Here is a 14,780-nt window from a genome sequence, read left to right as displayed (position 1 = left end):
GCTGTTTGTTAATTAAAGAGGTCGTCGCCAACAAGGTAATTGAGTTCTTCGTAGGCATTGACGCGGTCGGCTTTCAGGCGATTCAGTTGCCGAATACTCTCGTTATAGGTTTCGATTAGATCGACGAACTCCAGCAACGAGATATTTCCTTTCTGGAAACTCGTGACCACACCCTGATTGAGGAGTTCGAACTGATCGGTAAAGCGCCCTTCTACCGACCGGACCATCTGCTCCACATCCCTGACTTTTTGCAGCGCCGTCGATACCTCGTTGGTTACCTGCATGGCCCGCTGTTTCTGAAGCTGGCTCTGATAACCGATCTGGCTGCGAGCGGCCCGAATGGCTCCCTGATTGCGGTTGAATACCGGGATATCCATACCTACCGACAGCCCCACATAGTTCGGAATGTAACTGCCATTCTGGTCGTAGCTGCCACCCACGCGCAGGTCGGGTTTGGCCAGTGCCCGCTGGAGGTTGTAATTCAGTTCGGCCTGTCGACTCAGTGACTGGGCCGCCCGTAGGTCGGGGCGGTTGCGCAGGGCCAGTTGTTGAAGAGAGTCTTCGGGTTGGGCTGGAATTCGATAGCGGGTCAGGGCTTCATTGCGAACAATTGGCCGAATCGGTTGATCCACGGATAACAACGTTCGGATGCTCCGCTGATCGTCGGCGAGTTGAAACCGAATTTCGGTACGGTCGTTGCTGAGCTGGAACAGCAGGGCTTTTAGCCGGAGTAATTCGCGCAACGATACGTTGTTCCGGTCGTACTCCCGCTCATAGGCCGTCACGGTTGTCTGGATCGTAGCGATCTGGCGGTCATACCGGGCAAGAGTCTGCTGCTGGAAATAAATGGCATAGAACCGGCTGCGTAATTCAAACCGAAGTCCCCGCAGCAGATCGAGCAGTTCGAGTTCGTTCAGGTGAGCGGCTTCGGTGGCCAGCGCAATTCGTTTGTTTCGCTTTCCGGCGGTATAAAGCAATTGCTGAATCGAAATAATTTTTTCGCCCCCGCGCCCAACGTCCACAACCCGGTTGGTTTGGTTGTTGAATGCACTAAATTCAAGTGAAGCAGTGGGGTTGTCGCGCAGGCTGGCCTGGAGAATCTGTGCCTGGCTGACATCAATTCGGAACCGTTCGGCCAGTAATAACAGGTTATTTTTGATGAACAGACTGTCGGCCTGCTGCCGGGTCAAACGAAGGGAGTCCCCACCTTTGACCTGTGCCGCCAAAAGCAGGAATAAAAATAAAATCCAGGAACGCATTACGGATGGTTTTGTTGATACCAGCCACAAAGTTGCTCAGGCTAATCAGGATGACCGATTTTAAGCGATTAGAAAAAAATTAGATTTCTTTAATCGTCCTTAAGGGCGGGGCAATCCCATCACGAATGTGCTTCCTTGGCCAGGTTCGCTTTCGACGCTGATATGGCCATTGTGTAGCTCCAGAATACGCTGACAAATAGCCAGTCCAATTCCGAATCCATTGAAACTGATGGCACCCGGCGCGCGATAAAAAGGCTCGAAAATATGCTTTTGCTCGTCGGTGTTCAGGCCAATGCCTGTATCGGTCACGCTTAGCCAGACCTGTTGGGCATTCTTCCCAATGCGTACGCTTGCCCGTTGGTCAGCGGCATATTTACAGGCATTATCGAGCAGGTTCAACACGACCCGAACCAGCAGCGATTCATTGCCCAGCACAACCATGTCTGTTTCTGTTTCCGGAACCTGGTCGTACTGAAATTGCACGGTATAACCGGAGTGAGCCGTGCGTAATTCTTCCTGAGCGGCAAAGAACACATCATCGAGTCGGACCGATGTCATGGTCACGGCTTCCAGGTTTTCGAGTGTGCGTGCCAGCAGAAGCAGGCTGTTGGACAGGGCAATCAGCCGATCCGTATCGGAAAGCAGATTCTGGAGAATTTCGGTATGGCGCTCGGCGGAAAGTGGTCGGCGCAGGCCCAGCTGAATTTCGGATTTAAGCGCGGCCAATGGGGTTCGTAACTCATGCGACGCATGCGAGACGAAACTACGCTGCTGCTCAAAGGCCTGTTCGAGCCGCTGCAACACGGCGTTAAAATTGACGGCCAACTGGTCGATCTCATCCTGCCGTCGGCCTTCGTCGAGCCGCTGGCGAAGGTTACGGGCCGTAATGGTCTGGACCTGCTGATTAATATGGCCGATGGGTTGCAATGACTGTCCGGCGAAGAAGAAGCCTAACGCGACGGTGAGGCCAATGCCGCCCAGTAGCCCCCAAAAAAGCGTCAGCCGCAGGTTTGCCAGTTTGCTTTGTCCAAACTGGTCGTAAGCCGAAGCCAGCACAACCAGCCGTTTGCCATTGGCTTCATACAGAATGCCCACCAGTTCGTTGTCGCCATTGGTGGTTTCTACCTCTTTGGTCCGGCGAACTTCGTCGAGCAGAGCGGCCTTGTATCGCACCAGATGGTCATCGACGCTACTATAAACCAATTTATTGTTATCGTCCAGAATCAGGACTTTTTCGTCAATCATGGCCGTCAGCGTATTCCGGTCGATGATCCGGAGCAGGTCCCGATCGACCTCCTTTACTTCGACCAGAAAGCGGACCGTTGTCCGGGCCTTACTTTTGAGCCGTTCGTAAAACTCTTCGCGCCGGTAAGTGGCTGATACCAAATAGATCAACAAGGAAAATCCGATCAAAATCGACGCGACGATTAACGTAAACTGGCCGGATATGCGGTTACGAATAGTCATGATTCTTCTTTTAACACATACCCATAGCCGGAGCGGGTATGAATAAGTTTGGGTGAAAAATCGCGATCAATCTTTTTGCGCAGGTAATTTACGTACACCTCCACAACGTTTGTGCCCGTGTCGAATGGCATACGCCAAACGTGTTCGGTCAGTTCAAGCCGCGATATAGCCCGGCCCGTGTGTTGCATCAGGTAGTCCAGCAACACAAATTCTTTGGTTGTCAGCTCAATCACGCGCCCATCCCGAAACACCTCCCGTGTCGTACGATTCAGGGTCAGGTTAGCCACAGTAATAATGTCGTCAGGCTCGTCGGGTTCGGTGCGTAGATCCGCCCGGCGTATGCAGGCGGCTACCCGGGCCAGCAGTTCCCGAAAATCAAATGGCTTCACCAGGTAGTCATCCGCGCCAACGCCAAGCCCAGCTACTTTATCGTCTATTTCACCAAGAGCGGTCAGCATCAAGACGGGCAGATGAGGGTTCTCGGCTCTTAATTCCCGGCACAAATCATAGCCATTCAGCCCCGGCAGATTTACGTCCAGAATGAGTAGGTCAAAGGCATGAGAAAGCGCCAGTTGCCTGCCTTCGAGTCCATCATAAGCAATGACCGTTTCGTATCCTTCGTCGGTCAGGCCCCGGCTTATGTTCTGGGCAATACGCCGGTCGTCTTCAACAAGCAGGATGGTTTTCATCGGTTTCAACGCAAAACTGTACAAAAAAAGCCCGGCGTGACGAGCCGGGCTGTGGTATCTCAAACAAGTAAGTCACTAAATCCGTCCCTTACCGCTTCCGCTTCACTGACGTTCTGGCTGCAACTTCGGCCTGAAACTTTACCTTTAACTTCCGATCAAGCTCTTTATCACGGGGTACAAAGATGCTCGTTTTGCCATCCGATGATTTAAGCATCCAGTAGACGCTATCAGTGGTTGGCGGGATGGAAGTGTACGTCTGTTGGCTCATAACCTAGGGGATAATAGTGAGTTCATGTGACCGTATTGGTACATGTCTATCCAGACAACCCCATTTGTTGCCAAATAGTGTCATTTATGGTCAAAGAGCCCTTAGAATAATTCTAAAAGCTAAGCAACCTGTTTGGCCACATCAACCGCACTTTGACCTTTGGGCGTCATTTCAATAGTAAATGACACTTTATCGTGCTCTTTAATTGGTTCTTTCAACCCATTGACGTGCACGAAAATACTGTCCTGCGACTGTAGATCTTTGATGAACCCGTACCCTTTCGAATCGTTGAAGAAGGTAACTACGCCTTGCCGGATCAAATCCTGCGGGTCAACCGGTTCCTGTTTAGCGACGCCGATCTGAATATCTTCCTGATCAATGCGTTTCTTTTTTCTGGGGTCGGGAGGAGTCGACGAAATGTTGCCATTCTCATCCACATACGCCATCATCTCGTCAAGGCCCTGCCCTTTTACGGCATTGGCTTTCCGATCTTCTCGTTTTTCTTCTTTGTCTTTTCTCTTTTTTTGTCTAGCCTTCTCTTTTTCTTTTTTACTAAATGTCTCCATTCTTTGGTTTTATTCTTGTGAGGTTAACCTACCTGAACTAGGTATGGTATTTTCAGAAAGAGGTGGCTAGGTAGATTGAAAATTGATATACGTGGCGACTTAAGACGCCCCACCATATACAGAACCAAAAACAAGTGAAATAAGTTGATCATTGCCAATTCAGGAAGCAATATTATACGCTACCTCTGATTCCCGGTGAAATTTGCGGTCCGTTAACGCAGCTAGAAGGGGGCCGTTAAGAAGTTTAAACAATAAAGCCCCATTACAACGTAGTGGGGCTTTATGTTACTATACCTAATTTTTATTAAAACAAGTGCTAAACAACCAGAAAGTTAAATAAACATATTTCTTTTTCATAGAATTATAAAAAGCCTTTATCCAGCGGGTCTTTCGAGGGTATACGCTTTCGTTTACAGAGAATTAGCTGCCCATTATTTTCTGGATGCCACGCAGCATATCGCTGGCCACGGCTTCGGGCGAGTAGGGTGCGATAATTTCTTTCGAAGCCACCTGCATCGTTGTCCGATCAAGATCACCATTCATAAACCGAAGGAGCAAAGCCGTGAGCTGGGACTGATTATGAGGATCGAATACAAACCCATTTTCGCCTTCCCGAACCAAATCGGAGGCACACCCGCAACGGTCTGACACAATAACGGGCAGCCCGCAGGCCATGGCTTCATTAACGACCAGTCCCCACGGTTCCGACAGGCTGGGCAGCACCAGCACATCACTCAGGGCTAACAGATCAGGAACCTGATACCAGGGGCGGCTTGGAATCAATTTGACCGGATCGGCCAGACCGAGCGCATTAATCTGGCTGTCGAGCGACGCATAATCCGGGCCTTCGCCCAACAAAATCAGCCCCCATTCGGCCGACTGAGGGGATTGTTGCAGGGCATCGGAAAAAGCCATAAGAAGAGCGGGTAAATTCTTGAAGGCAATGAATCGACCCACAAAGATGAAGTTATTCGGGCGTAGCCCAAGCCGATTCTGTTCCTGAGTCCGCCTAACCAGCGCACGGTCATAAGCGCTCTGAAGCGTATGGTTGTCGACCGCGTTTTTACGCAGCAGAATTTTTTCCGGGCTGACGCCTAGTTGAATCAGGTAGTTGGCCGACTGCGTTCCGAAGCAGAAGAACCCATCACACTGGCTGAAAATCCAGCGTTTGATGCGTTCTTTCCAGCCGCCCCGTTCGTGGTCGGCGGCTGTACTCTCATTTTGCATGATTACCCGAATACCCTGCCGCCTGGCCCATCCTAACAGAAAAACCTGAGCCAAATCATAGTAGCCCGTAAGGACAAGGACATCGGGCTTGTAGGCGCGAGCGTGTACCAGAAGTGCCTTGAATCGCTCACGCAACGTGACCTCCTCCACAAAGCGATCAAAGAGTAATTCGTAGGTATAGGTGTAAGCCGGTGTATGCCCGTCAGCCGGAGCAATTTCCAGTTTGGCCCTGGATTTTTCGTTACGGGCAATCTGTAAAACCCTAAGGCTGGTGTCTGGCTGCTGGTCAGTAAGTTGTTGTAACGCTTGAAAGACACTGGATTTATAATGGGCCCAGAGGATATTGTGAACAATCAGAATGCGCATCAGGAGCGATAAAATCGTTGCGATCAAGCAGTGACGGCGTGCTGACTTCGAGCCTACACGCCGGTCGGTTGATCAAACGAATAAGTGTTTTTTCCTTATTAAGGGACTAAAATTAACTTTTTCGGCCAGATATGTTCGATTACACAACGAAAAAAGGTGAACGCATAGCCGGGTTCACCGAAGTCGGCTGGATGGGTTTGGGCATTTCAGGTAACCATTTTGTCTGCTTTCGACTTATCTTGCGTAGGGTTGTAAGAATAGTGACAGACGCATGACTTTTTCGGTATTGGTGGGGGTGAAAAACAACCTGGTTTATACGCAGTACTTCTATAACCAGACCCGACTGCTGTATCCAACCCTTGAGTTGGTATTTGTCAGTTTTGCTAGTGTCGATGGGACGCACCAATGGCTCGACTCGTTGCAGGATGACCACGTTGTGTATTATTATGAGGACCGGGAACGTACCCTGTCGGATACCTACAATAAGTGCATCGAACTGGCCACGTCGGACTATGTCATCTTCGCGCACAACGACATGGTGCTGGCACCCGGCTTCATTGAGCAACTAACGGCCCTCCAAACCGATCAGCGGGTGATTTTCTATACGACCGTGGAGCCGCCCATTTTCGCCGATGATCCACGTCCGGGGAAAATTGTCCAGGATTTCGGGGCTGACGTAACTACCTTCCAGCGGGATGCTTTCTTTCAGTTTACATTGGCTGAACAGCAACGAAATGAGCTGGCAGGCCAGACGGCCGTCAGCATCAGCAAGGGTATTTTCTTCCTGGCCGCGTCGCGGCAGGTGCTGCTGGAGATGGGCGGACTGGATCCATTGTTCAACCCGATGTTCTGCGAAGACGATGATCTGTTGCTGCGACTTGGCCTGAAAGGGCTGGAAATGGTTGTTGCGCTGAATGTGTTATGCTATCATTTTGTCAGTAAAACATCTCGGTTTTCGGATGAATATGTACACCGGACGAAGCAAATTGAACGGCAGTCCAATCGAAACTTCATTCGAAAATGGGGCTTTCGTAACAGCGCTGTTCGTCGGCAGACGTACGACATCGGCTTGGTGCTGACCAACGGTACGGTGGATGCGCTGCGGGAACTGGAACCCTGGGCGTCAACCATCTACACGAACCTCGATCCAGCGCCCTACATTCGGGAGGAGCAACCCTTTACGGCTATTGACCTGGCTAAGAAGATAAAACCGCTGACGGCCGAGCGTACGAATGGTATCCTGGTTTCACTGGATGGCCGAAAGGCCGATGCGACGCAACGGGAGCAGGTTATGTTTCTTCAGGAGATTATACATCATCGAATTACCAAACCCCGATCTTTGTTGAAGCGACTGTGGTATCGCATCTTTCCGGCGTTTCGCTGGCAAGGGTACCGTATCCGAATCATTGACCCGACTACGCACGAAGCGCGGTTGATCCACAAGGAACTGATGTATGCTTGACCGATTGCTTTCCCGTCGTATCCGGCTGTCCTACGGGATTACCGTTTGCAATGAAGCGGTGGAACTGGAGCGGCTGATTCTGTTCCTGCTGCTCCACAAAGATCCGCACGATCAAATCCTGGTGTTGCAGGATAGCACCCGGCCCGACGACTGGGTTACCGATGTATTGAACCGATACAAGGATAAACTAACGCACCAGTCCGCGCGGCTCGACGGCGATTTTGCGACGTTTAAGAACCACCTGTTGACGATGGCGTCGGGCGATTACCTTTTCCAGATCGACGCCGATGAACTACCCACCGAAAGCCTGCTCCGTTCGTTGAAGGGCGTACTCCGGAAACTCCCAAAAGTGGATTGTCTGGCCGTACCCCGGATCAACCTGGTGAAGGGACTGACGCAGGAATGGATCGATGCCTGGCAATGGCAGGTGGATGAACAGGGGCGCATCAACTACCCGGATTACCAGCTACGAATCGTTAAGTTGAACCACATCATTCATTGGAAAAATAAGGTACACGAAGTGCTGGACGGTCAGCAAAATTGCCATTTTCTGCCGTCTGACAGGGACGATTTTTGTCTTTTGCACCTAAAAGATATTGAGCGGCAGAAAAGGCAAAACGAGTTTTACCAAACGCTCGAATGAGTCGAGGTAGCTGGCGAGATGAACCGGAAATGCACCGGTAGCCGGTTGTTATTCGTTAGCTTAGTTGTATGAAGAAAATAGCGTTTGTCGTGCAGCGATACGGCGTTGAGGTTAATGGTGGGGCCGAATATCACTGTCGACTGTTGGCCGAGCGGCTGGCGGCTACCTACGACGTTGACGTGCTGACCAGTTGCGCCCTTGACTACGTTATCTGGACCAATTGGTACCCGACTGAAACCGTAACCATCAACGGGGTAAAGGTTCACCGATTTGCAACGGCGCATGAACGGCTGGTCGAACAGGGGTCCCACGCCCAACACAAACTCATAAAATGGTCGCAGCCCGAGCAATGGCAGGGGGTAAACCGACTCAAGATGTGGGCGCGGGCCCTGGTCGGCAAAACCATCCGACGCTATAGCCGTTTGTGGGCTATTTATCAGGGCCCCTACACGCCCGACCTGATCAACTATCTGAAACGAAATCACAAACAGTACGATGCGCTGATCTTCATTACGTACCTGTATTATCCTACCATTGCCGGTCTGGACGTAGCGCCCCGCAAGTCCATCCTTATTCCGACCGCGCACAACGAAGAACCGATTTACCTGCCCGTGTTCCGGCCGCTGTTCAAGAAACCGCGCGCCATTCTGTTCAATACCCCGGCCGAACAAAGCTTTGTTCACCAACTGTTCAGGAATGAATCGATCTACAATGACATCGTCGGTGTGGGTATTGAGCCTGCCCGTGCCCTGGCAGAACAACCGGTGAGCGAGATACTGGGCACCAAGGCCGATTACCTGCTGTACATCGGCCGGATAGACACGGCGAAGGGCTGCGATACGATGTTCGATTTCTTTATGCGCTACAAAGCCGAGCATCCATCGGCCCTGAAACTGGTGCTGGTCGGGCAGGCGTTTATGCCCATTCCGGAGCATCCTGATCTGCTACCGGTTGGCTTCGTAGACGAACCCGTGAAAGCGATTCTGCTGCAACACGCGAAAGCGCTGCTCATGCCATCGCCCTACGAAAGCCTCTCGATGGTGACGCTGGAAAGTTTTGCCGTGGGTATTCCCGTCATCGCCACTGCCGAATGCGCCGTCCTCCGCGACCACATCGTGGGGAGTCAGGCGGGCCTGCTGTATCATAGCTACGAGGAGTTCGCAACGGCCATCGATCAAATGCTAACGCAGGATTCGTCCGAGATGGCCAAGAATGGCCGCGCTTACGTTCGTCAGTACTACACCTGGGAAACCGTGCTGGCGAAGTTTGATAAAGCGGTGGCGTATGTGGCAGCGCGCCAGTAGATCTACTGTAACACCTCCTGTATATTATTCAACCGCTTGTAAATACTATCAGTGCGGTTGATGAGGTCGTAGTGGTTGCCGCGCTCGACGATCTCCCCGCCCTCCATGATCAGAATCTCGTCGGCTTCTTTGATCGTGCTCAGGCGGTGGGCAATTACCAGCGTCGTACGGCCTTCCATCAGGTTGTTCAGCGCTTCCTGAACGGACTTTTCGGATTCGACATCGAGGGCCGAGGTCGCTTCGTCCAGGATGAGAATGGATGGTTTTTTGAATACCGCCCGGGCGATGCTCAACCGCTGACGCTGTCCGCCACTCAGGCGTATGCCCCGATCGCCGATGTTGGTGTTGTACCCGTCTTCGGTGTCCATGATGAAGGCGTGGGCATTGGCCACTTTAGCCGCGGCAATGACATCTTCCAGGCGGGCGTCCGGCTGGCCGAGGGCGATGTTGTTGAAGATCGTGTCGTTGAACAGAATGATTTCCTGCGTCACGAAGCTCATTTGTTTGCGTAACGACTCCATGGTGTAGTCGCTTACATCGACGCCATCGATGGTGACGCTGCCCTGGGTGGGTTCATAGAAACGGGGAATTAGATCGGCAATGGTCGATTTGCCAACGCCCGATGGGCCCACCAAGGCGATTTTTCGCCCTTTCTCCATTCGGAAGCTGACGTTTTTCAGGACGGGTTTATCGCCGTACCGGAAGCTGACGTTCTCGAAGACGACATCCCGCTGAAACCGTTCCATCGGTCTGGCATTCGGCTTGTCGTTGATCTCGATGGGTTTGTCCAGGAGCTCCAGGATGCGCTCCCCGGCGGCCTGTCCTTGCTGAATGTTCGTGATGGCCACCACCATCGCTTTGGCGGGTCGGATCACCTGGGAAAAAATGGCAATGAACGCAATGAACGAGCTGGCTTGCAGGTTGCTATCGCTGTTTAGCACCAGACTGCCGCCATATACCAAGATACAGGCTACCACAAAAACGCCCGATGCTTCGGAGAACGCAGGAGCCAGTTCCCGGCGTTTGAAGCCTTCCAGACTGGCTTTCCGGTAAAAATCATTTTCGAGGCTGAACCGCTGGAGCACAAACGGCGTCGCGTTGAAGGAGCGAATGATCCGCATTCCCATCAGCGTTTCGTCCATGAGCGTCAGCATCCGGCCCATCGACGACTGAACATCCTGGGCTTCTTTTTTGAGCCGCTTGGTGACGGCCGCAATGCCCACGGCCGAGATCGGAATGATCACCAGTGTAAACAGCATCAGTTTGGCTGAAATCAGGAAGAGCGCCACGAAATAGCCAATCAGCATGTAGGGTTCTTTAAAGACAACCTCGATCGAACTACCGGCTACGCTCTCGATGACGTAGACATCGCCGTTGAGCCGGGAAAGCAGGTCGCCTTTGTGTTCCTTCGTGAAATAGCCCAGGTGCAGGTTGTTGATTTTGGCGAACAGGGCCTCCCGCAATCGTTTGACCAGCAGAGTTCGGGCTGCCAGCAGGCACTGCTGCGCCAGAAACCGGAAGATGTTGGTCATGATCACCGCCACCACAATCATCCCCGCCAGAAAATACAGCGCGTAGATCGGGTTCGTCGTTTTGAACTGGTAGATCAGGTGGTAGAAAATATCCTTGAAGTAATTCCCGGTCAGATGAAATTCAGGCATCGACGCGTACCTGGCCGCATCGGCGGTGTTGGTCGGATTGAACAGGAAATTAAGCAATGGGATGATCAACGCAAACTGGAAGACGTTGAAAAACACACTGATAATGGTGAAGAAAAAGAACGGAACAATAAATTTTCCATAAGGCTTGGCATACGCCATCAGCCGTCTATAAACCTTCATTCGGTAGTTGTAACGTATATAATGCCATCCATTTCAAAAGCGAACGGATGGCTCTAGTTGGATCAGAACAGGTGTTTTACCCGAGCAAAGATCGGTAAACATCCAGATATTTCCGGGCCGAGTCTTCCCAGTTGAACGTGGCGCTGTAGGCTTTCATTGCTTCCCGGATGTTGTTGCCCGCCTTCTGGTAGTGCAACATGCCGGATTGAAAGTCGTCGTGCATGTTATCGAAATCCTGAAAATAGAAGGCGAAATCTTTGCCGATCTCCGTCATGGCCGTGTGTTTCGACAAAAATACGGGCTTACCTACCGACATGGCTTCGGTGATGGGTAAGCCAAATCCTTCGGCCAGCGACGGCATAACCAAGGCCTGGCAGTTGTGGTAATACCAGGATTTTTCGCCTTCCGTCACTTCATTCACCAGGTGCGTTCGGTCGTGTACTTTCAGCGCCGTGGCCTGCTGCCGGATAAAATTCGCGTAGTCTTTATCTTCGTGTCGACCCGCCAGTACGAGTTCCATGCTCGGGTTACTCTGGAGCAGCGGTAAAATCTGATGCTGGTTCTTTTTGCGGGTAACGGCACCAATGTTGAACAGAAACGGAACGGCGGGGCGGTACGACTTTTCTTCCAGCGCTGGTTTGGGCAACCCGTTTGTCCCATTATAAATAACGTGTACGGCCCGGTTACCGACTTCGCAGTGGGTCAGCACGTCGTTGCGGGTAAATTCGGAAATACAGACGATCGCATCGCTGCGGTTGATGTTCTCCTGTAAATGGCGAAGGCAGCGGGCTTTCTTCCGATCGGTCTTATCTTCATACAGGAAGTTAAGGTCGTGAATCGTGAGCAAGACTTTTATTTTCTTGTTCTGGCGAGGCAGGTAATTGGTATTCTGGTACGTACAATGCCATAGGTGATGCTGACTAACCGATGGCATAAAAAACTTCTGCAACGAGTGCTGCGGCAGGGTAGCTACAGATGGGCCAAACGCGGATTTCATGTGGCTCGGCATGAATACCGACAGCTTTTCCTGAATCATATTTTTCTGGAGGGCTCTCCCCAGATTGAGACAAAAGTAGTACAGGCCTGTGTTGGTGTACTTCATTCGCTCACAATCGAAAATGGTTTGATGCATAAAGAAATCGCTTTATAACGTTGGTTAGCTGAAGGGACAGTTTAGAACGAGCGTCATGGCGAAAAATAAGTGCATACCTGTATAAGTTTACAAGCACGACAGTTCGTCTGTAGGTGATGAGTATCAAACCTTATGAAAGGGTTGGAAAAATGCTCAGGCAATTTTCCTCTACTATAAAACTAGACTAAACCTGATAATGTTGTACAAACTAGCCAAATCTGCGGGTAATTCCCCCATAAACCTGCCATTTTAATCAATGTCTAAAATCATATTGGACTGCGACCTGATGAAGTATTCACATTCTGGGTTGTACCATTATTGCCAGCAACTTGGCGATCATGTCAATGAGTTGCTTAAGGAAAAAAATCAGCCGTTCATGCAGATGTATTTACCGCCCCGGCGAAAATTACAGATCGATCCTGAGCCATATCATCTGGCGGAAGAGCGATGGCATAAACTGTTTCGACCGTTTCTGAATGATTGTCAGGTGTGGCATGCTCCGTTTCAGTCCGGGCGCCTTTTACCCAACAAGAAGCGCTACCCGAACCTTAAGGTTGTGCTGACCATTCACGATTTAAACGTACTGCACGAAGGGAAACCAGCGGCTGTCCAGCAAAAAAGCCTGGCCCATACGCAGTGGCTGATCGATCAGAGTGATGCGATTATTTGCATTTCCGAATTTACCCGAAGCAACGTTCTGGCCCATTGTAACGTCGGCAACACGCCCATACACGTCATCTACAACGGCCTCAATAAACTACCGGAACAGTCAGGAGAGCCCGTCGGGTATAAGCCCACCCGTTCGTTTTTTATGGGCATCGGCTACCAGAATAAGAAAAAGAATTTCCATGTTCTGCTGCCTCTATTGCAGTCGAACCCGGATATGGAATTACTGCTGATTGGCCATCACGACGACCCGGCTTACGTGGATCAAATGCGGCAGTTGGCACAGGGTATGGGGGTTAGTGAGCGCCTGCACCTGCTGGGTACCGTTTCGGAAACCGATAAAGTCTGGTACCTGAAGCACTGCAAAGCCTTCCTGCATCCCTCGTTGGCAGAAGGCTTTGGGTTGCCCGTTATTGAGGCCATGCAGTTTGGTAAGCCGGTGTTCCTCTCAACGGCCACGTCGCTGCCCGAGGTGGGGGGCGATGCGGCATTTTACTTTCCAAGCTTTTCGGCCGAGGTTGTGCAGACGGTGTATGAGGAAGGAATGAAAACGTACGAGAGCACCCCCCGAGCCGAAGCCATCGTTCAGAATGCCGCCCGATTCACCTGGGAAGAAAGTGCCCGGCAGTATTTAGCCGTTTATGAGTCGCTAATGAGTTGACCCCGTGAGTATGGGATCAGCGAAGCCTCCTTTTACAACAGAAGCCAGCTCATTGGCGTGTATCCTTGGCGTTCGGGTCGGCTCAGAATATACACGGCAATGACGGGCGGTTCTCTGGTCCAACTAGCTTCGTTTACTTCGTGAGTCTATAAAAGAACTATCCAATTTATTTATGAACAATTACAAGAGGGTGGGAATTATGATGGCAATTTCTCTGGCAGTATCCCAGAGTTTGTTTAGCCAATCGACCCCTATGACCCGCACTGATTCTGAAACAATTATTGCGCCCAACGCGACGCTTCAAAAAATATCGAGCCAGTTCAAGTTTACCGAAGGCCCCGCCGTCGATAAAAATGGGGCTGTTTATTTTTCTGATCAACCCAATGACAAAATCTGGAAGTACGATACCGATGGTAAACTATCGCTTTTCCTGGATAAGACCGGCCGTTCCAACGGCATGTATTTCGATAAAAAAGGAAATCTGATCACCTGTGCCGATGAGAAAGATGAGTTGTGGTCCATTAGTCCCGACAAAAAAATCACGGTTCTGCTAACCGACTTTCAGGGGCACCGGCTCAACGGTCCTAATGATTTATGGATCGATCCCAAGGGTGGTATTTATTTTACAGACCCCTATTACCAGCGGGATTACTGGGAGCGCAAGAAACCCGACATCGACGGAGAAAAGGTCTATTACCTGCCCAAAGGGCAAAAAGAAGCCATTCTGGTTGATGGCGATCTGAAACAGCCCAACGGCATAGTGGGTACGCCTGATGGAAAGTACCTGTACGTAGCCGATATCCGGGATAACAAGACCTACCGGTACGACATACAGGCCGATGGCAGCCTGAAAAACCGCCAGTTGTACGTTAGCCAGGGGTCTGATGGCATGACGCTCGATAACCGGGGGAACCTGTACCTGACGGGCAAGGGCGTTACCGTGTATGGCCCAGATCGGGTGAAACTCCAGACAATTCCGGTTCCGTCGGGCTGGGTCGGTAATATTTGTTTTGGCGGCAAAGATCGAAACGTGCTCTTCATTACGGCATCGGAGTCTGTCTATACGCTGCAAACGCAGGTGAAAGGCGCTAAATAAAAAGTTGCTTATTCGTCTACACAGAGCGGCCCCGGCAGTTGTCGGGGCCGCTCTGCGTGTGCGCCCGAGCAAAACACTGACCACTAGCTTGCACAAACAGAGGTAACCAGAACCCTACGGTCGAACATGGAGT

At 51.2% G+C, this 14,780-nt stretch carries 13 protein-coding genes; 5 read left to right on the top strand and 8 right to left on the bottom strand.

Features of this window, described 5'->3' with window-relative positions; all coding sequences use genetic code 11:
• Positions 1-8 precede the first annotated feature (8 nt).
• The 6 genes from ACYVAM_RS29980 to ACYVAM_RS29955 form a co-directional block, all read right to left on the bottom strand.
• Positions 9-1,259, bottom strand: a complete 1,251-nt coding sequence (locus tag ACYVAM_RS29980; RefSeq protein ID WP_461073840.1) for a TolC family protein — start codon at positions 1,257-1,259, stop codon at positions 9-11.
• A gap of 99 nt (positions 1,260-1,358) precedes the next feature.
• Positions 1,359-2,726: a sensor histidine kinase gene (locus tag ACYVAM_RS29975; protein ID WP_461073839.1), complete on the bottom strand. Its 1,368-nt coding sequence runs from the start codon at positions 2,724-2,726 to the stop codon at positions 1,359-1,361.
• Positions 2,723-3,415 carry a response regulator transcription factor gene (locus tag ACYVAM_RS29970; protein WP_461073838.1) on the bottom strand — a complete coding sequence of 231 codons (693 nt, stop codon included), beginning with the start codon at positions 3,413-3,415 and terminating at the stop codon, positions 2,723-2,725. Before ACYVAM_RS29970 ends, ACYVAM_RS29975 begins: the two co-directional genes overlap by 4 nt.
• A gap of 88 nt (positions 3,416-3,503) precedes the next feature.
• The gene (locus ACYVAM_RS29965; RefSeq protein WP_460940605.1) at positions 3,504-3,683 is read right to left on the bottom strand and encodes a hypothetical protein; all 180 of its coding nucleotides are present in this window, start codon (positions 3,681-3,683) and stop codon (positions 3,504-3,506) included.
• Between the two features lie 119 nt (positions 3,684-3,802).
• Positions 3,803-4,249 carry a cold-shock protein gene (locus tag ACYVAM_RS29960; RefSeq protein WP_461073837.1) on the bottom strand — a complete coding sequence of 149 codons (447 nt, stop codon included), beginning with the start codon at positions 4,247-4,249 and terminating at the stop codon, positions 3,803-3,805.
• Positions 4,250-4,669: 420 nt separating this feature from the next.
• The gene (locus tag ACYVAM_RS29955; protein WP_461073836.1) at positions 4,670-5,869 is read right to left on the bottom strand and encodes a glycosyltransferase; all 1,200 of its coding nucleotides are present in this window, start codon (positions 5,867-5,869) and stop codon (positions 4,670-4,672) included.
• 244 nt (positions 5,870-6,113) lie between these two features.
• Between ACYVAM_RS29955 and ACYVAM_RS29950 the strand changes: the two genes are divergently transcribed.
• From ACYVAM_RS29950 to ACYVAM_RS29940, 3 genes are all read left to right on the top strand, one after another.
• Positions 6,114-7,304: a glycosyltransferase family 2 protein gene (locus ACYVAM_RS29950; RefSeq protein ID WP_461073835.1), complete on the top strand. Its 1,191-nt coding sequence runs from the start codon at positions 6,114-6,116 to the stop codon at positions 7,302-7,304.
• Complete coding sequence (locus tag ACYVAM_RS29945) at positions 7,297-7,947, top strand: glycosyltransferase (protein WP_461073834.1); 651 nt, start codon at positions 7,297-7,299, stop codon at positions 7,945-7,947. Before ACYVAM_RS29950 ends, ACYVAM_RS29945 begins: the two co-directional genes overlap by 8 nt.
• A gap of 68 nt (positions 7,948-8,015) precedes the next feature.
• Positions 8,016-9,251 (top strand): glycosyltransferase family 4 protein, encoded by a 1,236-nt coding sequence (locus ACYVAM_RS29940; protein ID WP_461073833.1) that lies wholly within the window; start codon positions 8,016-8,018, stop codon positions 9,249-9,251.
• 2 nt (positions 9,252-9,253) lie between these two features.
• On the opposite strand, the gene ACYVAM_RS29935 is transcribed toward ACYVAM_RS29940, so the two are convergent.
• Together ACYVAM_RS29935 and ACYVAM_RS29930 are read right to left on the bottom strand one after the other, a co-directional pair.
• Positions 9,254-11,092: an ABC transporter ATP-binding protein gene (locus ACYVAM_RS29935; RefSeq protein ID WP_461073832.1), complete on the bottom strand. Its 1,839-nt coding sequence runs from the start codon at positions 11,090-11,092 to the stop codon at positions 9,254-9,256.
• 76 nt (positions 11,093-11,168) lie between these two features.
• The gene (locus tag ACYVAM_RS29930; RefSeq protein ID WP_461073831.1) at positions 11,169-12,224 is read right to left on the bottom strand and encodes a glycosyltransferase family 4 protein; all 1,056 of its coding nucleotides are present in this window, start codon (positions 12,222-12,224) and stop codon (positions 11,169-11,171) included.
• Positions 12,225-12,480: 256 nt separating this feature from the next.
• On the opposite strand from ACYVAM_RS29930, the gene ACYVAM_RS29925 reads away from it, so the two are divergent.
• Complete coding sequence (locus ACYVAM_RS29925; RefSeq protein WP_461073830.1) at positions 12,481-13,551, top strand: glycosyltransferase family 4 protein; 1,071 nt, start codon at positions 12,481-12,483, stop codon at positions 13,549-13,551.
• A 172-nt stretch (positions 13,552-13,723) separates the two neighbouring features.
• Complete coding sequence (locus tag ACYVAM_RS29920) at positions 13,724-14,647, top strand: SMP-30/gluconolactonase/LRE family protein (protein WP_461073829.1); 924 nt, start codon at positions 13,724-13,726, stop codon at positions 14,645-14,647.
• The last annotated feature ends 133 nt before the right edge of the window (positions 14,648-14,780 follow it).

The sequence above is a fragment of the Spirosoma horti genome (genome assembly GCF_054776595.1).
Note: the sequence above shows the minus strand (reverse complement) of the source record. Positions and strands in the feature narration are given on the sequence as shown.